General features: G+C 66.7%; 21 protein-coding genes. 6 read left to right on the forward strand and 15 right to left on the reverse strand.

Annotated elements, in window-relative coordinates; all coding sequences use genetic code 11:
* Window positions 1-62: 62 nt before the first annotated feature.
* The 4 genes from ahpC to BBJ41_RS19065 form a co-directional block, all read right to left on the reverse strand.
* Window positions 63-626, reverse strand: coding sequence for an alkyl hydroperoxide reductase subunit C (gene ahpC, locus BBJ41_RS19050; RefSeq protein WP_006488685.1), 564 nt, complete (start codon window positions 624-626; stop codon window positions 63-65).
* Window positions 627-1,029: 403 nt separating this feature from the next.
* Window positions 1,030-1,395: a type II toxin-antitoxin system VapC family toxin gene (locus tag BBJ41_RS19055; RefSeq protein ID WP_069747911.1), complete on the reverse strand. Its 366-nt coding sequence runs from the start codon at window positions 1,393-1,395 to the stop codon at window positions 1,030-1,032.
* Entirely contained in the window at window positions 1,389-1,607 is a 219-nt protein-coding gene (locus BBJ41_RS19060) for a ribbon-helix-helix protein, CopG family (RefSeq protein WP_069747912.1), read from the reverse strand. Before BBJ41_RS19060 ends, BBJ41_RS19055 begins: the two co-directional genes overlap by 7 nt.
* 124 nt (window positions 1,608-1,731) lie before the next feature.
* Complete coding sequence (locus BBJ41_RS19065) at window positions 1,732-2,628, reverse strand: LysR substrate-binding domain-containing protein (RefSeq protein ID WP_069747913.1); 897 nt, start codon at window positions 2,626-2,628, stop codon at window positions 1,732-1,734.
* Between the two features lie 177 nt (window positions 2,629-2,805).
* Between BBJ41_RS19065 and BBJ41_RS19070 the strand changes: the two genes are divergently transcribed.
* The 3 genes from BBJ41_RS19070 to BBJ41_RS19080 are packed head-to-tail and all read left to right on the forward strand — an operon-like array spanning window position 2,806 to window position 5,773.
* A complete protein-coding gene (locus BBJ41_RS19070; RefSeq protein ID WP_069747914.1) occupies window positions 2,806-3,972 on the forward strand; it encodes a branched-chain amino acid ABC transporter substrate-binding protein in 1,167 nt (388 codons plus the stop codon).
* 18 nt (window positions 3,973-3,990) lie between these two features.
* On the forward strand, window positions 3,991-4,515 hold the full coding sequence (locus BBJ41_RS19075) for an L-2-amino-thiazoline-4-carboxylic acid hydrolase (RefSeq protein ID WP_069747915.1): 525 nt from the start codon (window positions 3,991-3,993) through the stop codon (window positions 4,513-4,515).
* Window positions 4,508-5,773, forward strand: coding sequence for a Zn-dependent hydrolase (locus tag BBJ41_RS19080; protein WP_069747916.1), 1,266 nt, complete (start codon window positions 4,508-4,510; stop codon window positions 5,771-5,773). Before BBJ41_RS19075 ends, BBJ41_RS19080 begins: the two co-directional genes overlap by 8 nt.
* Before the next feature lie 75 nt (window positions 5,774-5,848).
* On the opposite strand, the gene BBJ41_RS19085 is transcribed toward BBJ41_RS19080, so the two are convergent.
* From BBJ41_RS19085 to BBJ41_RS19135, 11 genes are all read right to left on the reverse strand, one after another.
* Window positions 5,849-6,328: a GNAT family N-acetyltransferase gene (locus BBJ41_RS19085; protein WP_069747917.1), complete on the reverse strand. Its 480-nt coding sequence runs from the start codon at window positions 6,326-6,328 to the stop codon at window positions 5,849-5,851.
* Between the two features lie 30 nt (window positions 6,329-6,358).
* On the reverse strand, window positions 6,359-7,195 hold the full coding sequence (locus BBJ41_RS19090) for a c-type cytochrome (RefSeq protein ID WP_069747918.1): 837 nt from the start codon (window positions 7,193-7,195) through the stop codon (window positions 6,359-6,361).
* A gap of 266 nt (window positions 7,196-7,461) precedes the next feature.
* On the reverse strand, window positions 7,462-8,733 hold the full coding sequence (locus BBJ41_RS19095) for a hypothetical protein (protein ID WP_175972708.1): 1,272 nt from the start codon (window positions 8,731-8,733) through the stop codon (window positions 7,462-7,464).
* Between the two features lie 8 nt (window positions 8,734-8,741).
* Window positions 8,742-10,565, reverse strand: coding sequence for a glutamine--fructose-6-phosphate transaminase (isomerizing) (gene glmS / locus BBJ41_RS19100; protein WP_069747920.1), 1,824 nt, complete (start codon window positions 10,563-10,565; stop codon window positions 8,742-8,744).
* Between the two features lie 118 nt (window positions 10,566-10,683).
* The gene (locus tag BBJ41_RS19105; protein ID WP_069747921.1) at window positions 10,684-11,172 is read right to left on the reverse strand and encodes a Biofilm PGA synthesis auxiliary protein PgaD; all 489 of its coding nucleotides are present in this window, start codon (window positions 11,170-11,172) and stop codon (window positions 10,684-10,686) included.
* Window positions 11,150-12,421 carry a poly-beta-1,6-N-acetyl-D-glucosamine synthase gene (gene pgaC, locus BBJ41_RS19110; protein ID WP_069747922.1) on the reverse strand — a complete coding sequence of 424 codons (1,272 nt, stop codon included), beginning with the start codon at window positions 12,419-12,421 and terminating at the stop codon, window positions 11,150-11,152. Before pgaC ends, BBJ41_RS19105 begins: the two co-directional genes overlap by 23 nt.
* The gene (pgaB, locus tag BBJ41_RS19115) at window positions 12,418-14,508 is read right to left on the reverse strand and encodes a poly-beta-1,6-N-acetyl-D-glucosamine N-deacetylase PgaB (RefSeq protein WP_069747923.1); all 2,091 of its coding nucleotides are present in this window, start codon (window positions 14,506-14,508) and stop codon (window positions 12,418-12,420) included. Before pgaB ends, pgaC begins: the two co-directional genes overlap by 4 nt.
* Before the next feature lie 15 nt (window positions 14,509-14,523).
* Entirely contained in the window at window positions 14,524-16,854 is a 2,331-nt protein-coding gene (gene pgaA, locus BBJ41_RS19120; RefSeq protein WP_069747924.1) for a poly-beta-1,6 N-acetyl-D-glucosamine export porin PgaA, read from the reverse strand.
* A gap of 105 nt (window positions 16,855-16,959) precedes the next feature.
* Window positions 16,960-17,724, reverse strand: coding sequence for a hypothetical protein (locus tag BBJ41_RS19125; protein ID WP_069747925.1), 765 nt, complete (start codon window positions 17,722-17,724; stop codon window positions 16,960-16,962).
* A 63-nt stretch (window positions 17,725-17,787) separates the two neighbouring features.
* Complete coding sequence (locus tag BBJ41_RS19130; protein WP_069747926.1) at window positions 17,788-18,198, reverse strand: ubiquitin family protein; 411 nt, start codon at window positions 18,196-18,198, stop codon at window positions 17,788-17,790.
* Window positions 18,199-18,921: 723 nt separating this feature from the next.
* Window positions 18,922-19,917: a LysR substrate-binding domain-containing protein gene (locus BBJ41_RS19135; RefSeq protein WP_069747927.1), complete on the reverse strand. Its 996-nt coding sequence runs from the start codon at window positions 19,915-19,917 to the stop codon at window positions 18,922-18,924.
* A 590-nt stretch (window positions 19,918-20,507) separates the two neighbouring features.
* On the opposite strand from BBJ41_RS19135, the gene BBJ41_RS19140 reads away from it, so the two are divergent.
* The 3 genes from BBJ41_RS19140 (at window position 20,508) to BBJ41_RS19150 (ending at window position 23,929) form a co-directional block, all read left to right on the forward strand.
* A complete protein-coding gene (locus tag BBJ41_RS19140) occupies window positions 20,508-21,923 on the forward strand; it encodes a circularly permuted type 2 ATP-grasp protein (protein ID WP_069747928.1) in 1,416 nt (471 codons plus the stop codon).
* A 63-nt stretch (window positions 21,924-21,986) separates the two neighbouring features.
* A complete protein-coding gene (locus BBJ41_RS19145) occupies window positions 21,987-22,928 on the forward strand; it encodes an alpha-E domain-containing protein (protein WP_069747929.1) in 942 nt (313 codons plus the stop codon).
* An 8-nt stretch (window positions 22,929-22,936) separates the two neighbouring features.
* On the forward strand, window positions 22,937-23,929 hold the full coding sequence (locus tag BBJ41_RS19150; RefSeq protein ID WP_069747930.1) for a transglutaminase family protein: 993 nt from the start codon (window positions 22,937-22,939) through the stop codon (window positions 23,927-23,929).
* Window positions 23,930-23,934: the final 5 nt, after the last annotated feature.

The following is a 23,934-nucleotide window of genomic DNA, read 5'->3' on the forward strand; positions in this document are numbered from 1 at the left end:
ACGATGCGGCGGCCCGAATTCGTGTGTCTCGCGCGCCTCGTGCGAGGCGCGCGGAGCGATCGTCAGATCTTGCCGATCAGGTCGAGCGACGGGGTCAGCGTTTCCGCGCCGGGCGTCCACTTGGCCGGGCACACTTCACCCGGGTGCGCCGCGATGTATTGCGCAGCCTGCACCTTGCGCAGCAGTTCGCCTGCGTCGCGGCCGATGCCGTTGTCGTGGATTTCGCACAGCTTGATCTCGCCTTCCGGGTTGATCACGAACGTGCCGCGCAGTGCCATCCCTTCTTCCTCGATCAGCACGTCGAAGTTGCGCGACAGCGTGAGCGTCGGGTCGCCGATCATCGGGTACTTGATCTTGCCGATCGTGTCCGACGTGTCGTGCCATGCCTTGTGCGTGAAGTGCGTGTCGGTCGACACGCCGTAGATTTCGACACCCAGCTTCTGGAATTCCGCGTAACGGTCGGCGAGGTCGCCCAGCTCGGTCGGGCAGACGAACGTGAAGTCGGCCGGGTAGAACACGACGACGGACCACTTGCCCTTGAAGTTCTCTTCGGAGACGGGCACGAAGTCGCCGTTGTGGTATGCGGTTGCCTTGAACGGCTTGATTTGGGTGTTGATGATCGGCATCTGGTGATTTCCTTTGCGTCGGGAGTGAATGGAGTGATGCCAGTATCCGGGTTCACCCTGACTTTGGGAAATTGCTTGTTTCAATGCGAGGCATCGGGATTTTCTATCTGCTTCCGGCCCTTGATTGTGCGGGGTGTCAGCCTGTTCGTCCGACGAGGACGGGGCCCGCGCGCACGACAGGCGGCGGGTCCGACCTGTTCGTGCGTGCGGCGCGGATGCGGTGGAAGGAGAGCGCGTGGCCGCGTGAACCGATCCCGGTGGAAGCGGTGCTACGAGCGCCCGGATTGCATCGTGCCCGGTCAACTAGCTGATTTTCCGCCGGGCTACGCGCGGCACTTTCTGCTGCGGCGGTCTGGCGTGTGCGTCGTGCTGACGCATTTGCATTTACGTCGCGAACATCGGCTCAGATTTGATAGGGCACACGAACGCCGGGTTCTGCGGCGGGAAAGTCTTTCGTGTTGCGCGACACGAGCAGCAGCCCGTTCACTTGCGCCGATGCCCAGACGATCGCGTCGGGTAAGCGTATCCGGCGTTCCTTGCGAATGGTCACGGCGCGATTCGCAATTGTGCTGTCGAGCGCGATGACATCGAACGACGAAAGCCATGCACGGATCGGGGCTTCATCATGTGTTGACGTACCGACCAGGACCTCCATCCACGAGATCGTGCTGATCGCACGATAGTCATAGCGGGCAAGTTCTGTGCGGGCGGATTCCACACCGCCGAGATAGTCGATCAGGATGTTGGTGTCGAAGAGAGCTTTTACCATTCCGAGCGCAGTTCCTCCTGGTAGGCGAGCCCGTCAATTGTGCGATCTTTCCAGAGACCGAAGACGTCGTCGGCGAGCGGGCGCTTGTGCAGGGCAATGTAGGCATCGATCGCGTCGCGGATGATCGCGGCGCGGGGACGATGCTCAGTCTCGACGATGACGGCCAGCTCGTCGAGCTGGCCGTCCGACAGATCAATGAGAATCCGACTCAAGATGACCTCCGATATATGATATGCATATCATATATACTCGATTAAAGGGATGCAAGGCTCGGGTTGGGTGTGCGCGTAGCATGCTGCGCAAGCTGTTTTCCGGCAACGCGAGAGGGCGTCCCGCTCAAATCCCCGCCATCTTCCTCAACCACGCCGCCAGCCGCCGCGCCCCGTCCGGCATGTCCGCATCCTCGCGCGTGCACAGGTAGTAATCGCGCCCGTCGTCGAGCACGTGGTCGAACAGCTTCACGAGCTCGCCGTTCGCCAGTTCGCGTTCGACCAGCGGCGCACGCAGCAACGCGGCGCCGAGATCCGCGCGCGCCGCGCTCAGCGTGAGCTGGCCATCCTCGAACATCGGCCCCACCACGTGCGACACGTGCCGCACGCCTGCGCCTTGCAGCCAGTTGACCCAGGTGCTGCGGTCTTCGTCGTGCACGAGCGGCGCGCGCGAGAGATCGGCCGGCGTGCGGAACGGCCCGTGGCGCTTCAGGAACGACGGGCTGCACATCGGCACCATCGCGCCCGGCAGCAGCCGCTCGCAGCGGTAGCCGGGCCAGTCGCCGGTACCGAAGCGGATCGACAGGTCGGACGCATCGCTTCGGTAGTTGCGGTGATGCGCGTACAGCACGGTCACGTCGACGTCCGTGTTGTCGGCCAGGAACGAGTGCAGCCGCGGAATGAACCAGCCGATGCCGAGCAGCGGAATCAGGCTGACGGTGATCTGCCGCAGCGACGAACGGTCGCGCACGAAGCGCGTCGCGCTGCGCAGCACCGAGAACGCGGCGCTGATCGAGCGGTAGTAGTCGCGTCCTTCGTCGGTGAGTGCGAGCAGCCGGCCCTCGCGCACCGTCAGCGGCGTCTGGATGAACGCTTCGAGCAGTTGCAGCTGATGGCTGACCGCGGACGGCGTGATGTCGAGTTCGCCCGCCGCCGCGGTGACCGACCCGAGGCGCGCGAAGGCTTCGAACGCACGGACCGCGCGCAGCGGCGGATCGTGCGGCAATTGTTCGATATTTTTCATGTATCGAATTTTATCGAAAAGTCGGGATGAGCGACAATCATAAAATATCGTTTGTTTACAGGGTGTTGGTTTGATGTGTCGGGAACGGTATAAGCATCCAACAATTGGGTATTTGGGGTTTGGGTGCTGAATATTTAATATTTTTCATGTTTTGATCCGATTCACCGATCCCTGCACATGAAAATCGCTTTCCTTCCCGCCAGCCTCGTATTCTCGGCGGCCGCCCTGGCCGCATCCGTTCCCGCGTTCGCGCAATCCGCGCCGCAGACGATCCTGATCGGTCTCGCCGCGCCGCTCACCGGCCCGTCCGCGCGGATCGGCAAGGACCTGCAGAACGGCGCGCAACTCGCGATCGACGACGCGAACGCGAAGCATCCGACCATCGGCGGCAAGCCGGTCGTCTACAAGCTCGCCGCGGCCGACGACCAGTCGGATCCGCGTACGGCCGTCGCAGTCGCGCAGCAGCTCGTCGACCGTCACGTGATCGGCGTCGTCGGTCACTGGAACACGGGCTGCAGCGTGCCGGCGTCGCGCGTCTACCGCGATGCGGGCATCCCGCAGATCGCGCCGGCGTCCACCGGCCATCAATACACGCAGCAGGGCTACGCGACGGCCTTCCGCATCATGGGTCACGACGATGCGGGCGGCAATTTCACCGGCGCGTATGCGGTGAAGACGCTGAAGGCGAAGCGCATCGCGGTGATCGACGATCGCACGTCGTTCGGCGCCGGGCTGGCCGAGCAGTTCATCAAGGGCGTGCAGGCGAGCGGCGGCACGATCGTCGATCGCCAGTACGTGAACGACAAAACGACCGACTTCAGCGGCGTGCTGACCGCGATCAAAGGCAAGCGCGCGGATCTGGTGTTCTTCGGTGGCCTCGATGCGCAGGCCGCGCCGCTCGCACGCCGGATGCGCCAGCTCGGCGTGAACGCGACTCTGCTCGGTGCGGGCGGCTTCGTGAGCCAGACCTTCCTGTCGCTCGCGGGCAAGGACGGCGACGGCGTGACGGCGCTCGAACCGGGCCTGCCGCTCGGCCGGATGCCGGGCGGCAAGGCGTTCGACACGCAATACCAGGCACGCTACCGCGCGCCGATCGAACTGCATGCGCCGTTCGCGTACGATGCTGCCGCCACGTTGATCGCGGCCGCGCAGAAGGCCGGCACGACGCAACCGGCGAAGCTGGTCGCGGCGGTTCGCGCGATCGACCGGCCCGGCGTGACGGGGCGGATCGCATTCGACGGCGAAGGCAACCTGAAGGACCCGGCCTTCACGATCTACCAGGTGCGCGGCGGCAAGTGGACCGTCGTCGACGTGCTCGGCGGCACGCGCACCGCCACCCAATAAACGACAAAGACGATCCCCATGACCGAACCGACCCGGACATCCGCCGCCGCACCCGAGGACACGCGCCTCGGGATCCTCGCGCGGCGCCGCATCGAAGCGGAAATCATCAAGCCGATCTACGAGATCATGAAGCGCGAGTTCGGCGCCGAGCGCGCGCAGGCCGTGATCGCGGAAGCCGTGCGCGGCGCGGCCGTCGACGCGGGCCGCACGTTCGCCGCGCAGGAACCCGGCGGCACGAGCGTGAAGTCGTTCGTCGCGCTGCAGGTGCTGTGGGAGAAGGACGATGCGCTCGACGTCGAGGTGCGGCGCGCGGACGACACGCACTACGACTACGACGTGCATCGCTGCAGCTATGCGGAGATGTATCACGCGATGGGGCTCGGCGAGATCGGCCATCTGCTGAGCTGCGCGCGCGACAGCTATTTCATCCAGGGTTATGCGCCGGACATCGCGCTCACGCGCACGAGCACGATCATGCAGGGCGGCAAGCGCTGCGATTTCCGCTACGCGCTGCAATCCGCGCCGGAGAACGGCGATGCGTGACGGCAACGTGGACAACGTGCGCGCGCCGCGCGTCGACGGCGATCGCCTGTGGGCGTCGCTCGAGCGGATGGCGCAGATCGGCGCGACGCCGAAGGGCGGCGTCTGCCGTCTCGCGCTGACCGATCTGGATCGCGAATCGCGCGACCTGTTCGTGCAGTGGGCGCGCGACGCCGGCTGCACGGTGCGCGTCGACCGGATGGGCAACGTGTTCGCGCGTCGCGCGGGCCGCAATCCCGACGCTGCGCCGGTGATGACCGGCTCGCACGCCGATTCGCAGCCGACGGGCGGCAAATACGACGGCATTTACGGCGTGCTCGGCGGCCTCGAGGTCGTGCGCGCGCTGAACGATGCGGGCATCGAGACCGAGCGTCCGGTCGACGTCGTGATCTGGACCAACGAGGAAGGGTCGCGCTTCGCGCCGGCGATGATCTCGGCCGGCGTGTTCTCGGGCGTCTATACGCTCGAATACGGGCTGTCGCGCACCGATGGCGCGGGCAGAACCATTGGCGAGGAGCTCGAACGGATCGGCTACGCGGGTGCGGAGCCCGTCGGCGGTTATCCGGTGCATGCGGCGTACGAGCTGCATATCGAGCAGGGCGCGATTCTGGAGCGGGCCGGCAAGACGATCGGCGTCGTGACGGCCGGGCAGGGGCAGCGCTGGTACGAGGTGACGCTCACCGGCGTCGACGCGCACGCGGGCACGACGCCGATGGCATTCCGCCGCGACGCGCTGGTCGGCGCCGCGCGGATGATCGCGTTCGTCGAAGTGCTCGGCCGTCGTTACGCGCCGGATGCGCGCGCGACGGTCGGGATGATCGAGGCGCGGCCGAATTCGCGCAACACGGTGCCGGGCGGTTGCTTCTTCACGGTGGAATTCCGCCATCCCGACGACGCGGTGCTCGACGAACTGGACGCGGCGCTGCGCGCGGAACTCGCGCGCGTTGCCGACGAGGCCGGCCTCGGCGCGCAGATCGAGCAGATCTTCAAGTACCCGCCGATCCCGTTCGCGCCGACCTGCATCGATGCGGTGCGCGACGCGGCGCAGGCGCTCGGGCTGTCGTACATGGACATCGTGTCCGGTGCGGGCCACGACGCGTGTTATGTCGCGCGCGTCGCGCCGACCGGGATGATCTTCGTGCCGTGCGTCGACGGGCTGAGCCACAACGAGGCCGAAGCGATCACGCCCGAATGGGCGGCGGCGGGCGCGGACGTGCTGTTGCGCGCGGTGTTGCAGAGCGCGCAGGAAGCGGGAGCGTGATGGACGCGGCCTGGCGGCCGGCCGGTCGCCGGGTCGCGCGGATCGTCGCGTGACGGCGCGGCGACGCGATTCGCTTCACGCAGGCGGCGAGTGTCGATCGAGATATCGCCGCATCACATGGAACGCGGTATCGGTGCGCCCCGGCATCGTCACCGACGCGCCGTCGGTTGCAAAGCCGAGCTTTTCGTAGAAGCGGTACGCGGATTCGCGTGCTGTACACCAGACGAGCGCGGCCCCGCGTTCTTCCGCGTGCCGCACGCAAACCTGCACCAGCACGCGACCGAAGCCCATCCCGCGCACGGCCGGGTGGACGGCCATGCCGCGAAGCCGCCACGCCGGCCGCGCATGATCATCGTCGCGCGCTTCCTCGCAGAGCGACGCGATGGCGACGATGCCCGTGCGATCGCGTACGCCGACGTGCAGCGTCGTCGGCGCATGGTCGCCGGCCAGTTCGCACGCGTTCAGGTCGCCGTTCAGCAGGACCATCGCCCTGAGCGGGTGCGTTTGTGCGGCGTCGATCGATGCGATGGTGAACAGCGGGTCGCCTGACGTCATCAACGTTCCTCGGGATTTTTCTGCCGCGCGTTACTTGCCGGTCTTTCGCCGCGCCATATACGTGAGGTAAGCAACGATCTGCTCGAGTTCCCCGTCGCTCAACTGATCGCGCGGAAACGCGGGCATGCTTCGGCCCGGCCAGTCGCGCACCGATGCCGGGTTGCGGATGTAGCGGCGCAGCGCGGCGGGCTTGAAGTAGTCGACCGGATTCATCGGCGCGTTGAGGTCGGGCCCGGCGTGGCTGCTGCCCGCGCCGTCGAGACGGTGGCACGCGAGGCATTGCGTGATGAACAGGTGCTGGCCCGCGCGGGCCGGATCGTTTGCCGGCAAGGCGGGATCGACGGCGAGCGACGGCCAGCGCGCGACCGGCGACGATTCGATCGTCACGCGCACGATCTGGTAGGGCCACTGCTCGCCGCGCACCGACGACGCGTCCGGCCCGAGCCACACGAGATAGAACGGCCCCGCGCTGACCTGCTTGCCGGGCAGCTTCGGCCACGGGTGCGCCGGGTCCTCGATCGCGAGCCACGCGACGGCGCCGGCCGGCGCGCGGCGGCGCACGAGCTCCATCGGCAACTGCGCGGCGAAACCGTCGGCCGCGCGCGTTTCGAGCACGGTTTCGGCCGGCAGCGGCGTATCGCCGAGCAGCGCGGCGAACGGCACGGCGCGGAACGTCATCGGCCGCCCGTATGCGATGTCGCGCGGCACGTGGATGTCCGTCGCATCGGGGCGCGCGAGCAGCGTCTGCCGCGTGAGCGCGCGGGCCGTGCCGTCGGTGTCGAGTTCAAGCGTGGACTGGGCCGACGCGCGTTGTCCGATCAGGCAAACCGTCAGCAGCACAAGCGAAAACCACTGGCGCTTCAGCATGTGTTCTCCGGGAGGAAGCGTTCCGGCGGCGGCAGGAGGCACGAGCCGCGCCGATGGAAGGAATCGGGCGACAGTCTATCCGGTACGGAAGGCGCTGGCGACTTCGGCGCGGGGAAGGCGGCGGCGGTGATGGTGGGACAGGCGCGCGACCGCGTGTCAGGCCGATGGGGCGCCGGATCGGCGCGGCTCGGGCAGGGAAACGATGCAGGGCAGGGGCGGGCACGCAGACTGTCCGCGTTCGCGGCATGACCGATGCAGGGCCGTCGTCAATGGCTCGAACATGGCACGTCACCCTTCGGCAACGGCGTTTCCTGCTCCGGCTCGAAATCGGCTTCGCGCGTGCCCGACGGCGTGAGCGACACGAAGTGCATTGACGCGCCGCGCGCCGGGAACCCGGCGATGCCCGTCGTGCCCCACGGAATCGGCGAACGTTGCGCGCCGCTCACCGCGATGGCCGCAGGAGAAAGCGCCAGCGTCAGCAGCCGACCGTCGCGGGTCGGCACATACGCGTGCGTGCCGGCGATGCCGATGCCGGCTTCGCGCACCGACGCCGGCAGGCAGTCGAGCGTCGCCGTGCGGTGGCCGTCCGCGTCGATCAGCAGCGCGACGCCGCGATCGTCCGCCGTCGTCGTGACGACGAGAAAGCGGTCGATCGCCGGTACGTAAGCCGATGCATACACGTAGTACCGGATCGCGTCGTTCAGCGGCCCGAGCTTGTCCAGCTTCGTCGTGACCGGATCGAACATCGCGTATTCGAGCGTCGCGTTCGTGCTGCCTTCGATGAATTTCTGCCACACGAGCAATGCCTTGCGCGGCGAACCGGCAATCACGGGCCACCATTCGCGGCGGTGCGGCGCGACCGCGACGTGGTTCAGTGCGCGCCCGGCCGCGTCGTAGGTTTTCAGGTAGACGCCGTTGCCGGTGCCGAGGTTGTCGACGCCGCCGCCGTCGATCCAGTCGGCCGAATAGAACACGACGAAACGCTCGCCGACTGTCGCGACATGCCCCGAGTGGCCGCCCGGCTCGACGTCGTTCGGGTAGGGTTTGACCGGCTTCAGGTCGCGGCGGTACACGCCGTAGCGCTGGCTGACTTCCTGCGGCGCGTTCCAGCCGTCCTCGAACGTGACGAAGATGTCGCCGCGCGCGTTCTGCGCGATCGACACGGGTTCCTGCGCTTCCGGGCGGCTGATAAACGTATGGACGTGCAGCAGGCGCGGCTTGCCGGGCTGCCATTCGCCGACGTATACGTCGTGCGGCCAGTTGCCGTTGCGCATTGCGCCGCGCGGCACGATGCCCGAACTGCTGAAGAATACCCAGCGGTTGCCGTTGCCTGCGTCGGCCACGCCGATGCCGTGCATGAAGCGTCGCGGGTCGCCGGTGTCCTGCGTCGACGGGGATGCCGGAACGGTGGCCGTATGCGCGGCCGGCGCGACCGCGAGGGCGGGCGGCGGCGTCGCGAGGATGCACCACGCGCCGCCGAGCGCAGTAGCGACGCGCCGAGCGGCGTTCGGCCGCAACGCCGCCCGCGCCGGGCGCATTCGCCGCATCATTCGACGGTCACCGATTTCGCGAGGTTGCGCGGCTTGTCGACGTCGGCGCCGCGCGCGCAACCGACGTGATACGCGAGCAGCTGCAGCGGAATCACGTTGACGATCGGCGACAGCAGGTCGCCCGATTCGCGCACGCGGATCAGGTGCGTGTCGCGATCGGCGTCGATCCCGAGCTGATCGCCGGCGAGCACGTAGAGCCGCCCGCCGCGCGCGCGCACCTCGGCCATGTTGGACTTCAGCTTCTGGAACAGGCGATCGTCCGGCGCGATCGTGACGACCGGCATCGCGCTCGTGACGAGCGCGAGCGGCCCGTGCTTCAGCTCGCCGGCCGCATAGCCTTCCGCGTGGATATACGACACTTCCTTGAGCTTCAGCGCGCCTTCCATCGCGATCGGGAAATGAATGCCGCGCCCGAGGAACAGCGCGTTCTCGGTGCGCGCGAACTTCGCGGCCCAGCCCATGATCTGCGTTTCGAGCGCGAGCGCGTGGCTGATGCGTTCGGGCAGCGCGCGCAACTGCTTCAGCTGCATCGCAACCTGCGATGCGTCGAGCCGGCCGCGCAACTGCGCGAGCGTCAGCGTCAGCACGAACAGCGCGACGAGCTGCGTCGTGAACGCCTTGGTCGACGCGACGCCGAGCTCGATGCCGGCCCGCGTCAGGAACCGCAGCGGCGCGTGGCGCGCGATCGTGCTGGTCGCCACGTTGCAGATCGCCATCGACAGGTCCTGGCCCATCTCGCGCGCACGTTCGATCGCGCCGATCGTGTCGGCGGTTTCGCCCGACTGCGAGATGCCGACGACGAGCGTGCGCGGATCGGCCACCGTGTCGCGGTAGCGGAATTCGCTGGCGATCTCGACCTGCGCCGGCACGCCCGCAATGCTCTCGAGCCAGTATTTCGCGGTCAGGCCCGCGTAGTAGCTGGTGCCGCAGCCGAGCAGCAGCACGCTCCTCACGCGCGACAACAGCGCGCGCGTACCTTCGCTCGCGTCGAACAGCGCGGGTGAAATCGTGTCGATGCCGTCGAGCGTGCTGCCGATCGCCTTCGGCTGCTCGAAGATCTCCTTCTGCATGAAGTGCTGGTAAGGGCCGAGCGCCGCATCGCCGTCGCGCGCCTTCACCTGGCACAGCGGGCGCTGCGCGTCGTGCCCGCCCGAGTCGACCACGGCGATGCGTTCCGGCGTGATCAGCGCAACGTCGCCGTCCTCCAGGTAGACGAAACGATCGGTCAGGTCGCCGAGCGCCGCGCAGTCCGACGCGAGGTAGTTTTGTTCGGCGCCGATGCCGATCACGAGCGGCGAACCGGCGCGCGCGGCAACGAGGCGCTGCGGCTCGCGCGCGCTCAGGACCGCGATCGCGTATGCGCCGTGCAGCCGCTTGACGGCGTGCACGACCGCGTTGAACAGGTCGTCGCGATAGACGCTGTGGATCAGGTGGGCGATCACCTCGGTGTCGGTTTCGCCGCGAAACGCGTAGCCGCGCTGCCGCAGCTCGGCGCGCAACGTGTCGTGGTTCTCGATGATCCCGTTGTGCACGACCGCGATCGTGTCGCCCGACATGATCGGATGCGCGTTCATCTCCGACGGCGCACCGTGCGTCGCCCAGCGCGTATGCGCGATGCAGGTCTGCGCTTCGAGACCGAGCGTCATCACGCGATCCTGCAGGTCCGTCACGCGCCGCAGCGTGCGTTCGCTGCGCAGGCGTCCGGCGTCCTGCACGGCGATGCCGCACGAATCGTAGCCGCGATACTCGAGCCGGCTCAGCGCATTGACCAGTTGCGGCACCTGATTGTTCAGGCCGCTCGCTCCGACGATTCCGCACATGATTCACCTCGTTCACAAGAATTTACCGGCCCGCCGGCGATGCGCGGCAGCGCGGCGTCAGGCGCGGCGCCACGCCGCGCGGATGCCGTCCCGTGCGCGGCGGCGCGGCTCCGCCGACCTACTCGCGGGGCGGCGGCCCCGCATGCGTGACCCATTCGATCCCGGAGATCGCGCCGTTCGCATCGTGCGACGCGACGAGAATGCGCGTCGTGCGCCGCGCGCCGCGCCGGCGGGCGCCGGCCAGCGCGGACGCCGGCACCGAGCGCACCTTCACGCTGGCCGAGCGCCGCAGCATCTTCGACACGCGCAGCCGGTAGGCGAGCGGATGCACGACGCGTCCCGCGATCAGCCACATGACGATCGTGCCGGCGATGAGCGCAATGCACGTCGCATAGAACACGATCTGCTCGATCGGCATCTCCGCCTCGTTGAACGGCAGCAGGTAGCGATACGTGTAGATGCAGATCGACGCCCATACGGCGCCCACCAGCGCGGGCCGCACGAGCCGGAACCAGACGACGAGCACGGAACCGGCGATGCGCCCGCGTTCGGCGATCATTTCGCGCGGGGTGCGCAGGGAGAGATCAATAATCGGCGCGTTCTTCATGTTGAATGCCTCGGTCGGGGCTGACCCATACGGCCCGCTTGCCGCGGCCCCGCAGCACGATGGCGGGCAGGGCGACGACGGTGGTGACCATGCTGATCAGCCAGAAAGCGACGGGATACCAGACGGTGTCCAGGAAATACATCAGGAGTTTCTCGTCGTAGCGACGATCGATCATGCTGCCGACGATCAGTTGCAGGATGCAGGTCGCGACCAGCAGCATCCCGTGCCAGTGCGGCACGACCGATACGTGCCAGCTCGGCGGCAGCGGATGCACGACGTCGACGAGCGCGAGCAGCAGGATGAACGACATCGAGTACGCCCAGGCGATGCCGATCAGGTACTCGATGAACAGTGGCCACATCATCATCTGCGTCGGCCGCGCGAGCGTGCCCGCGTACTTCATCAGCACCTGGATGCCGCCTTTGGCCCAGCGCAGCCGCTGCCGGTAGAGCCCCTTCAGCGTTTCGGGCATCAGGATCCAGCTCAGCGCATGCGGCTCGTACACGACGCGCCAGTCGCGGCATTGCAGCTTCCAGCTGATGTCGATGTCCTCGGTCAGCATGTCCGAGCTCCAGTAGCCGACGTCGGCGAGCGCGGTCTTGCGGAACATCGTGATGACGCCCGACACCGTGAAGATGCGGCCGTACACCTGCTGCGTGCGCTTGATGAGCCCGACGATCGACGAGAATTCGCCGACCTGCATGCGGCCGAGCAGCGACGTGCGCGTGCGGATGCGCGGGTTGCCGGTCACGGCGCCCACGCCCGGGTCGGTGAGGAAGTGCTCGAGCATCCAGCCGATCGCGTCGTGCGCGAGCAGCGAATCGCCGTCGATGCACAGCAGGTATTCCGCGTTCGACACGGCCGCCGCGGTCGTGAGCCCGACCGCCTTGCCTTCGTTGCGCGCGTGATGGATCACGAGCAGCCGCGGGATCTCGACGGCCAGTGCGTTGAGGATGTCGCCGGTGCGATCCTTGCTGCCGTCGTTGACCGCGATGATGTCGTAGTTCGGATACTGCATCGCGTTCAGGTGGCCGATCACGCTGCGCGCGTTCGCGGCTTCGTTGAAGCAGGGCACGACGATCGAGATCTTCGGGATGCCGCTCGACGCGATCGTCCGCGTCGACAGCACGCGGCCTTCCTCGAGCAGGAAGTAGTGCACGACGCCGCCGATCATCCACAGATACGACATGAAGAACGGGTAGTAGAAGACGAAATCCTGCAGGCGCTGGATGATGCCGTGGGTCGTCATGGTGTCTTCGTCCCCTGCGCGTGCTGCATCTGCATCAGCGCGTTGATCGACGTCGGATCGAGACGCGACTTCAGCGACATCACGTCGCGCATCGTGTCGAGATCCGGCTGGTTGTTCAGGAAGTTGTCCGGGTAGTAGCCGAAGTTCACCGCGCCGTGGCTGCGCAGCCGCCGCATCTGCGCGAGCAGCGCACCGCCGGAGATGTCCTTGCGCGCGCGCCAGTCGTACGACTGCAACTCGAACACGGTGCGCGCGAAGCCGCGCGGTTTCGCGCGCACGGCGTCGACGAGCTGGTCCATCCAGCGCTCGGGGTCGCGGGCCTGTTCCATGTACGGCATCGCCATCAGCGCGACGAAGTCGTAGGCGGCGAGGAAATCGTCGTAGTTCTGCGCGTACCACGCTTCGGACTCGGGCTTCAGCACCGGCAGCGCGAAGAGGTTGCGCGCGGTCAGCACGTCGCCCGCGTTCTGGTTCGCGAGCACGACCTGTTCGAGCTGGCGCGTCAGGTCGATCAGGTAGCGTGTCTTCTGCCGCGTCCAGCGGCTCATCAGGTCCGGGCTCGCGCGGATCTTGCCGATGTCGGCCGGCAGCCCCCACTGCGAATAGGCGGCCAGCGCGTGCCGGCCGGCATCCTCGTAATCGTCGAGCACGGCGTCGTCGCTGAACAGGATGCCGCTGAACGACGCGTACTTGCCGAGATCCTCGTAGATCTGCTCGATCATCAGCCGCGCGCCGGGATCGAACGGGCTCAGCCGGTACACGCGCGAGCCGTTCTCGCGCGCGGGCGCGCCGCCGTAGGCGCTGACGGCCTCGAGCCCGCGATGCTTGTCGGGCGGCGGGCGGAATGCGAGCACCGGCATCCACGCATACACCTGCACGTTGGCGCGCGTGCTCAGTTGCCACGCGGCGCGCGAGAACAGGTCGCCGCGCATCGGCAGGTGCCGGTTCGGGAAGTACAGCGATTCGGCCACACCGGTGCCCTTCGGATCGGCGAACGCCTGCAGGTACACCGATTTCGGTTGCATCCGGTAGATGCGCTCGATGAGCTTGCCGAGATTCGTCTCCTGCCGTGCCGGGTCCGGGTCGTAGACCTGGTCGAGATCGACCTGCACCACGCGCTCGGGCACGTCGACGTCGCCGCGGTTGGTCGCGGGTTCGCGCATCGAGCGCTCGAACCCGCCGATGTCGACGTCGTACATCATCAGGATCCGCCTCAGCCGGTCGAGCGGCACGTCCGGCGTATTCGGGCCGGCGTCGAGGCTGAACTGGATGTCCATGCCGAGCGACGTCGAGATCTTGCGCACGGGCTGGTTTTCCGCGCCGTACGGCCAGACCATCGAGCGTGCGACGATGCCGGTGCGTTCGCGAATCTGCCGCACGCATGTCTGCAGATCGTCGTGCACGCGGGCTTCGAATTCCGTGTCGGTTTCATAGCGCTTGTCGTTTTCGAGGTAGAGGTGCGACGTCGTGGCCGGCAACTCGTTGCCCTGCGGATTCGCGACCGCGCCGTGATGGAGGTTGTGCGTGTGGCATGCGAGCTCGACGAGCTCCGACCGGCCGACCTTCTGCACCTCGTCCCACGACATGAAGTAGTCGCGCGGCATCTCGATCTTGTCGCTGATCTTGATCGGCGCATCCGGCGGCGCGTCGATCCACGCGGTGACGATGCCCATCACGGCCGGATACTTGAAGCGTTCGAGGAGCGGCAGCACCTTCGTGTAGTGGCTGCGGTAGCCGTCGTCGAACGTGAGCAGCACCGCGCGCGGCGGCAGCGGTTTGCCGCCGTGCCGCGACGCTTCGATCTGCCTGACCGTGACGGTGTGGTAGTTGTTGGTCTGCAGCCACGAGAAGATGGCGGTCAACGTGCCGGTATCGACCGCATACGGATCGACCATCGTCGACGTCGCGAACGTCGACAGCAGGTTGTCGCGCACGTCGTGCAGGCAGATCACGCGGAACGTCTTGCCGTCGACCGGATCGGACGGCGGCAGCAGGTCGATCATCCGCGCGTTCGCAACGCCCGGGAACAGCGAACAGGCGGCAAACGTACCGAGGCATCCGCACATGAAGGTCCGTCTGGATTGCATGGCGCGATCTCCTTGCTAGAACGGCAGGTTGACCGACAGGAAGCCGGTTTCGGAGCGTTCGCGCTGGCCGTCGTACGCATGGCTGCTGACCTCGACGCCGTAGGTCAGCGTGATGTCGTGCTTGAACGTCCACGCGTGTTCGAGGCGGGCGGTCCACAGCGGGCTGGTGCCGAATCCGCGCTCGTTGTACACGCCGCCGGATGCCGACAGGCGCTGCTGCAGCGACATGTCGCCTTTCTTCCACAGCGTCAGCTGGTGCATGACGGTCGCGGCGGCCGCGTAGTCGCGGCCCGGGTTGAAGTAGGGCGCGTCCTGCCGCGTGTTGCTGTCGGTGCCGAGATCCAGCGACACGTTGACGAGCTGGTTCGCGGACGTGTACACGCGCTGCGTGGCGGTCGCGGCGATCTCCTGGTGGAGATTCGAATCGCTGTAGCGGCTCACGCCGTAGCTCAGCTTGACTTCGCGGCGGTCGTTCTGGCGGTACACGACCGCGACGTTCGCCGAACGGCCCCAGATGTGCGCGACATAGGCCTTCCACGGCAGCGAGTTGTCGTTGGAATCGAGCGCGCCGCTGACCGTCCAGTAGTCGTCGAGGTTGTACGTGATCGAACCGCGGCCGCCGGTTCGCCCGTCGGTGCCGAGCGAGCGCGTGACTTCGCCCTGGACCGTCAGCGGCCCGTGCCGGTAGTCGCCGCCGACACCCGTGCGCGTGCGGCTGATGTTGCCGCCGTCGGTTTGCGCATAACCGAAGAACGTGTGGGAAAACACGCGCCAGTTGTCGCCGAACGGTTGCGAATACACATAACTGTCCGACGTGAAGCTGTTGTCGGCCAGCGCGCTGTTGCCGTGTTCGTAGCTCAGGTCGGTCGTGAACACGGGGCTGCGGTACGCGTTGTAGTCGCGCTTGAATCCGCGCACGGCGCCGCTGTCGGGGAACGTGTCGTCGACGGTCTGGTCGACGCTCTTCGCGGTCGCGTAGTCGTCGGCCGACAGTGCCGCGCGGCCGAGCCCGGCGAGCATGTCCACGCTGTCCGGGTGGTCGGTCAGCGATGCGCGATACATCGCGATCGCCTGGCGCGGATGCGACTGGCCCGATACGGCGTCCGCATGCGCGGCGCGCACCTCGGCATTGAACGGCACTTCCTTCTCGAGCTTTTCGAGCGCGGCGATTCCTTCGTCCACCCGGCCCGTGTAGATCAGGTACTGCGCGCGCAGCCGGTAGTAGCGCAGGTAGTCGTCGTTTTCCGGCCCCCACGTACGCACCTGGTTGGCCGGCGGCAGCGATTTGCCGATATCGTCGAGCGCCTGGTTCGCTTCCGCCGGGCGCCCCTGGTCGACATACGACCAGAACAGCCCCTCGCGCAATTCGATCGTGCGTGTGCGCGCGCCGTACTGGAAGCCGCGCGTCGCACTGTCCGTCGGCGACGCGCTCGCCTGCTTCAGCGCGCGCTGGTACACGACGTTGGCCTTGCCCGGTTCGCTCAGGTACAGGTATGCGTCGCCGACGGCTGCCAGCGCGTCGATCGAGACTTCCGCATCCGGCGGAATTGTCTCGAACGTCGCGACGGCCGTCTTCATGTCGCCGCGCGCCGCATAGGCAACCGTGCGGTCGCCGGCGAGCGCGGTCCTGACCGGCGAATACTCGGGCGTGGGCGGCATCCGTTTGTCGAGCGCGTCGGCGGCGCGCAATGCGCCGTCGAGCCCGTCGAAGCGGTCTGTGCTCGTCATCGCGCGCGATTTGTCGCGCCCGCCGCGCACCTGCTGGCGAATCGACAGTTCCTCGAGCCGCGCGAGATCGACGGCGGAGAAAACGTCGGGGCGCGCTTTCGCTTCTTCCAGCGCCTTGATCGCGCCGCCGCTCGACGCGAGGCCGAACACGTCGTTGCGGACGGTGGCCGGGTCGGCGGTGCGGAGGTCGGGCGCCTGCGCATTCGGTGTTTCCGCTTCGGATGCCTGAGCGCCAGCGGGTTGGGCAACCGGCGGCTGCGCATCGGGCATCGGCGTGCCGGGTGTCTGCGGGGATGGCGCCTGAGCAGCAGGCGCGCCGGTATTCGGCATTTGGGCGCTCGAGGCCTGCGCGATCAGTGTCGGTGCATTCGGTAGCGGTGCGTCCTGAGCGTCCGGCCCGTCCGGCGCGAGCGAACCCTGTGTCGCCGGGTCCGGCGGTTTCGGATCCGGCACGCCGTTGGCGCCGGCGATTTCGCGGATGCCGCCCGATTCCGTATCGCCTTCGGCAGAGAAGCAGGGGCCGGACGCGACGAGCAGCAACACGAGCGGTGTGTGCACGAGGAGCCGCCGATTCGACGGCGCGACGAGGGTGCGTTTGCGTTGACGATAGTTGGCCACGGGGTGTCCTCACTTCGAAACGATCACATCGGTTGAACACCTGACGATGGGCGCAGCCGTTCGTCGCACGGCAGGGCCGCGACGGCCCGGCCATGCGGAACCGGCTCACAGGTGATTGCGTACCGCTTGCCCGAGCAAGGCGCGCGATTCGCTGTTCGTCGGGTCGATCGCGAGCGCGCGGCTCGCGTTTTGCTCCACGCAGTTCCATTGGTCGACCCGCGCGCACCAGCGCGCCTTCGCCAGCGCACGGGCGCCTTCCAGTTCCGCGTGCGTGATGCTTGCCGTCTGCATGCGCGCGGTGTCCGTGTTGCGCGAGCGGGGTTTCGGCACGAAATCCATGCGTTTGCTCGTACCCGCCAGCGTCTCGGTTCGCGGCGCGCGATGCGCATCGCCGAACCGCGCGAAGGCGCGGCTGTGGGCCGGGACGGCATGCGTGTCGGCCGCCAGCGTCACGGGCGGCACATGCGGCGATTGCCGGTGTTTCGCGGCGGTGCGGGGCGCCGCAGGCGTCGCAGCCTGCGGTTCGGCTGCGGGCGAGACGGGCGGCGCTGTTGAAACCGGCGGCGCGGGCGGCGTGGCCTGCGCGATTGCCGGTTCCGGCTCCTGCGCGACCGCTGCGCCGGACGCGCCGGTTGCGCGGGATGTCGCGGCCACGATCGCCTTGCGGTATTTCCCGACGGCGGTTCCGATCACGCCGGAGAGGTCGTGCGTCACGCTGGCGTGGCCGACCGTCGCGTCCCGCTCGGCATACGTGAAGATGCCGAAGATCGCGGCAAACGCGACGAAGCTGAGCGCCGCGTTCTTTCCCGGGCCCCAGGAGGGTTTCGGCTGGCCGGCGGGCGAACCGTCCGATCGTTCTGCACGCGTCATTCCATGCTCCTCGAATCGATGCGCCGCGCCGCATGACGCGGTCGCGGCGGGTTCAGGCGGCACTCACCACCGCAACTGCGTGGTGAGTGCGCCCGTTTCGACGATCGCAAACTGAGTGGCCCCCTGATAGGTGCCTTCGACCCGGTAGCTCGCATCGGGCACGCTGAACAGGCAGCGCGACCCCGACGCGTTGAATTCGACGAGCACGCGGCCGTGACGCCTCAGGCGCACCTGTACGTTGGCAAGCGGTTGCCCGGTGCGGGCCGACGCAAACGACACGCCCAGGTTGTATGGACGGCCGTCTGGGGGAAGCGGCGCCGTACCGTCGATCTGTGCATCGCCGCAGATATACGAAATCACGTAGCGGCCCGAGCCTGAACCGGATGCCGGTGTCTGGGCCATGGCGTTCATGCAGAGCGCGGATACGACGGCGCCTAGAAAAGGGCGAGCATGCTCTCGAAACGAGGAAGACACTGCAACCTCCTTTCCGGAATGAATGGCGCGCATTTATTCCGAGTCAGATTTGCCTGCGTTCTTTTTGCGACACGCTATTGATACACGATGGTTTTTTAACCAACAACCGCGTGTGGCCGGAATCCGACGAGGATGAAAGGTCTTATTTAAATAGGATAACGGTCGATTCGTATGAATCGCTTATTGCTGAAGAAAGTCGATATTGCCGGATATGAATATTGCTCGCAGGTAGCGATGATCGAGCACGCATTGAATCAGGTCGGAGGTATCGACATTCGTACCGGAAAATAACGACTGATAAAAGGAAGTTTTGCGCCTGTGTTCGATCGCAATTAAGGAGGGTTCGGGTACAGGGCTGGAATTTAAAAATGATGATTCAGCGATTTTGACGATTTTGTCTGTTACAGATAAATCGAAACTTTTAATTTGTTTTGTAACGGGGTATTTCTGTCTGGAAAATATGACGGGATATTCGGGGGCGGTGTGGCAGGAGTAGAAGATACGATTTTAAAAAGCAAACGTTTGCAATTTGTTTGATATCGATTCCGCGCTTGCACCGGTGATTTTGCGGGCTGCGGCGGGCATGATCGCCGGTTGTTGCGGGAGAGAAGGGCGCGTTCGGCCCGACGCGGCGCACCGCGCCGGTACGCGGACGCCGGATGGCCCGGGACCGCGCTGATACCCGCGCTCACGCCGCGAACGGACTCGGCACGAACGCGCGTATCAGCGGCTGCCGCCCGCGGTGCGGCGCGCGATGCGCATCGCCGGCGCGGCCGATTGCGCGGCGCCGCTCGCGGTTTCGAGCGCCCCGCGCGGCCGGTTCATGATGTAGGTCCACAGTTGCTCGGCCGCGAGCCCGCGCTTGCGCGCCGACCGGTACAGGCGGATTTCCAGTTCGGTGATCCAGTCGCCGGAACCCGCGCATACGAGCGTGCCTTCCGCGAGTTCCTTCGCGACGCAGCTTTCCGGCAGCCAGCCGATCCCGTGCCCGGCCACGACCATGCCCTTCAACGCCTCGGACATGTGCGTCTCGAAGCACCGGTGCAACGCATACGACTCGGTTGCATTGAGCAGCAGCATCTCGACGATGTTGCCGAGAAACGCGCCCGACGAATACGCGAGCAGCGGCAGCGGCGCATCGGGTGTGCCCGGCAGCTGGAACACGGGCTTGCCGCGCGCGTCGGGTGTCGACACGGGCAGGATCCGCTCGACGCCCAGGCTGACGAACGGGAAGTGGTTCGGGTCGAGCACGATCGGCAATTGCGGATGGTGATAGCCGAGCAGCAGGTCGCATTCGCCTTCAACGAGTTGCTGCACGCCTTCCGGCACGTTCACCGCGTTCACGCGCGCGGTCACGTGGCCGACCTCGCCGTTGAGCTGCTTGAGCCATTCGGGAAACAGCGTGAAAACGAGCGTATGGGCGACCGCGAAACGCACGACCTGGTCGCTGGCCGCGAACTGGTCGTAGCCGTTCACGAGATTGCGCGCCGCATACATGCTGCGCAGGATGTCCGCGGCGAGCCCGCGGAACATCTGTCCGGCCGGCGTCAGCGTGATCGGGTTGATGCTCCGGTCGACCAGCTTCGCGTCCATCCAGGTTTCGAGCGCGGCGATTCGTCTGCTGAATGCCGACTGCGTCAGGTGCCGGTGACGCGCGGCCCGGGAAAAGCTCTTGGTATCCGCAAGGCTCAGGAAATCTTCCAGCCACTTTGCTTCCATTTCGATCGTCGCTTTTTATAGTCGGGCGCCAGAAGGGCGGCGCCGCTTCGCTGCACCAATTTTCTAGCGTACCGCGCCCGGAGCGAATCGACCCGATGTTTTTTTTCGATCGGTGTCAGTCGAAATATGCATGAGCATTGTCGGCGGGATTACGGCTACATAGCGTTGAGGTGCCGGACCCGGCTAACCGGTCAGTTCACCGCGTCGAACTGCCGGGGCGCCGCAGACGGTACTTCCCCAGGGCCCGGCCGCGCGGTGCGCGTGCCGGCCCGCCTTTTCCTCTTCCGATCCGGCGCCGGTGCCGCAGTGCCCGAAACCGGCCGTTTTTTGTGCAGTGCAGATTGCACATTCGTGACACGCGGGAGAACTATGTTCGTCAGACGCGGCGCAGCATCGGCCGTGCGCGATCGCGGCGCATCGATGCCGCGAATGGCATCGCGCGCTGCACCGTGATGGTGCGGCATGCCGCGCGGGCTTGCCCGGCGCGGCGCAAAAATGGGGGGCACACAAGGCACGTTCCTTGCAACGCAGTCGTTACGCCGGTCCGGCATGCGCAATGCCGGGGAAAACGATCGATGGAGAAAAGATCGATGAAGCCATTCGATGAAATGCTGCAATCCGGCGACATGGTAAGGGCGCCCTACGCGCGCCTGAAGCAATGGCTCGACACGCAGAACCCCGCGAGCCTCGCCCAGAAAGCCCACGACGCGGAAGGCGTGTTCCGCAAGACGGGCATCACGTTCGCCGTCTACGGCGACGCGGAGGCCGCCGAGCGGCTGATTCCGTTCGATATCGTCCCGCGCATCATCTCGGGTTCGGAATGGAGCCGGCTCTCGCTCGGCATCGAGCAGCGCGTGATGGCGCTCAATGCGTTCCTCGACGACATCTACCACCGGCAGGAAATCGTGCGCGCGGGCATCGTGCCGAAGCACCTGATCGCGCACAACGAGGCATTCGTGCCGGAAATGATCGATTTCCGGCCGCCCGGGAACGTTTACACGCACATCATCGGCGTCGACATCGTGCGCACCGGCGAGAACGAGTTCTACGTGCTGGAGGACAACGCGCGCACGCCGTCGGGCGTGTCGTACATGCTGGAAAACCGCGAGACGATGATGCAGCTCTTCCCGGAGCTGTTCCAGCAGGTGAAGGTGCGCCCGGTCGAGACCTACCCGCAGATGCTGCGCCAGTCGCTCGCGGCCGTGTGCCCGCCAGGCGGCAACGCCGACAACCCGACCATCGCCGTGCTGACGCCCGGCATCCACAATTCCGCGTACTACGAACATTCGTTCCTCGCCGACCAGATGGGCGTGCACCTCGTCGAGGGCAGCGACCTGCAGGTGATCGACGGCCGCGTCGCGATGCGCACGACCGAGGGTTTCCGCCCGATCGACGTGCTGTACCGGCGCGTCGACGACGCATTCCTCGACCCGCTCACGTTCCGCCCCGATTCGGTGCTCGGCGTCGCCGGGATCATGGACGTGTACCGCGCGGGCAACATCACGATCACGAACGCGCCCGGCACCGGCATCGCCGACGACAAGGCGATCTACTCGTACATGCCGGAGATCGTCGAGTTCTACACGGGCCGCAAGGCGTTGCTGGAGAACGTGCCGACCTGGCGCTGCGGCGAAGCCGACAGCCTGAAGTACGTGCTCGACCATCTCGACGAACTGGTCGTGAAGGAAGTGCACGGCTCGGGCGGCTACGGGATGCTCGTCGGGCCGTGCGCGTCGAAGGCCGAGCTCGAGGCGTTCGCCGCGAAGCTGCGCGCGCGCCCCGCGAACTACATCGCGCAACCGACGCTCGCGCTGTCCACGACGCCGATCCTGACCGAAGCCGGCCTCGCGCCGCGCCACGTCGACCTGCGGCCGTTCGTGCTGGTGTCGGACCGGATCCGCATCACGCCGGGCGGGCTCACGCGCGTCGCGCTGAAGGAGGGATCGCTCGTCGTCAACTCGAGCCAGGGCGGCGGCACCAAGGACACCTGGGTGCTGGCCGACTGAGCCGGACGCGACCGCGCGCGCCGGCACGGCGCGCCAACCGAACGAAGACGGAGTGGACACGAGATGCTTCTGGGACGTACTGCAAGCGGTCTCTACTGGATGTACCGCTATATCGAGCGCGCGGAAAACATCGCGCGCATCGTCGATGCCGGGCTGAGGATGGCGCTCACGCGCACGTCCGACGCGCCGGCCGAATGGTCGTCGGTGCTCGTCAGCTCGGGTGCGGACGACGGCTACCGGGAGAAATACGACGCGTATGCGGCCGATACCGTGACCGACTACCTGCTGCGCGACCGCGACAACCCGTCGAGCGTGCTGTCGTGCATCGAGGCCGCGCGTTCGAACGCGCGGATGGTGCGCACGGCGCTCACGCGCGAGGCGTGGGAGAGCGTGAACGGCGCGTGGCTCGCGCTGCGCCGCGCGTTCGAGCGGCCGGTGCCGGAAAGCGAGCTGCCGGCCGTGCTCGACCAGGTGAAGCGCGAAACCGCGCTGATCCTCGGCAGCTTCTACAGCACGATGCTGCGCAACGAGATCTTCGATTTCGCGCAGATCGGCGCGTTCGTCGAGCGCGCGGACAACACCGCGCGGATCATCGACGTGAAATACCACTTGCTGCTGCCGTCGGTGTCGCACGTCGGCACGATCCTCGACAACTACCAGTGGGAGACGATCCTGCGCTGCGTGGCCGCGCACCGTTCATACCGCTGGGTGTACGACGTGCAGTACAAGCCGATGAACATCGCCGACTACCTGATCCTGAACGGCCGCATGCCGCGCTCGCTGCGCTATTGCTACGGGCGCGTCGTGTCGAGCCTGAACCTGCTTGCGAAGGATTACGGCGTGACACACCCGTGTCACGACACGGCCACGAAGATCCTGCAGATGCTGTCCGATACCTCGGTCGAGCGGATCTTCAAGAGCGGCCTGCACGAATTCCTGACCGACTTCATCGGCCGCAACAACAGCCTGGGGCTCGAAATCGCCCAGGCCTACAACTTCGACTGAGACTTGCCATGCGACTCGCCATTCGACACATTTCGCGTTATCAGTTCGACGATCAAGCCACCCATGCGCTGCAACGGCTGCGGCTGCGCCCGCAGTCGGGGCCCGGGCAGACGGTGCGCGCGTGGCAGGTCACGATCGACGGCGTCGAGCCGACGCTGTCGTACGCCGACGGGCTCGGCAACCGGATCGACCTCGTGCGTCATGACCGCGGCGCGAAGGCCGAGATCGTCGTCGTCGCGGCCGGCGTCGTCGAGACGCAGGACCGCGCGGGCATCCTGGGCAACCCGGAAGGGTATGCGCCGCCGTGGATCTTCGAGCGCGAGACCGCGCTCACGAAGGTGGGCGATACGGTGCGCGCGCTTGCCGAAGCGTTGCCGATCGAGCCGCTCGGCCTCGACGCATTGCACTGGCTGATGACGGAAGTGCACGGCCGCATCGCGTACGCGCCGAACCTGGCCGCCGAGGCGCCCGTCGATGCGGAAACCGCGCTGCAAAGCGGCGAGGGCACGAGCCGCGACCATGCGCACGCATTCATCGCGGCCGCGCGCGCGCTGAAGATTCCCGCGCGCTATATCTCCGGCTACGTGCTCGCCGACAGCGCGATGCAGCGCATCGCCGATGCGAAGCAGAACGTGAGCGACGAGGAGGAGGAAGCGCTCGCGCTGCAGAGCGGCGAGGGCATGCAGCAGGTGCTCGGCGCGTCGCATGCCGGGCAGTCGCAATCGCAAGGACAGTCGCAAGGCCAGTCGCAGGCGGCGCTCGGCGCGCAGCCGCAGGCCGCCGGGCTGATGCAGCAGCCGGCCGGCCATGCGTGGGCCGAGGCGTATGTCGAAGGGCTCGGCTGGGTCGGATTCGATCCGTTCATGAACCGTTGCCCGGACGAGCGCTACGTGCGCATCGCGGTCGGCCTCGACTATCGCGATGCGCAGCCGGTGACGGGGCTCGGCGCGACGGCCGTGGGTGTCGAGATCAGCGTCGTGCAGACGCCGGAACTCGTCTGACGCGC

This window comes from Burkholderia stabilis, from assembly GCF_001742165.1.
Classification (GTDB): Bacteria; Pseudomonadota; Gammaproteobacteria; order Burkholderiales; family Burkholderiaceae; genus Burkholderia; species Burkholderia stabilis.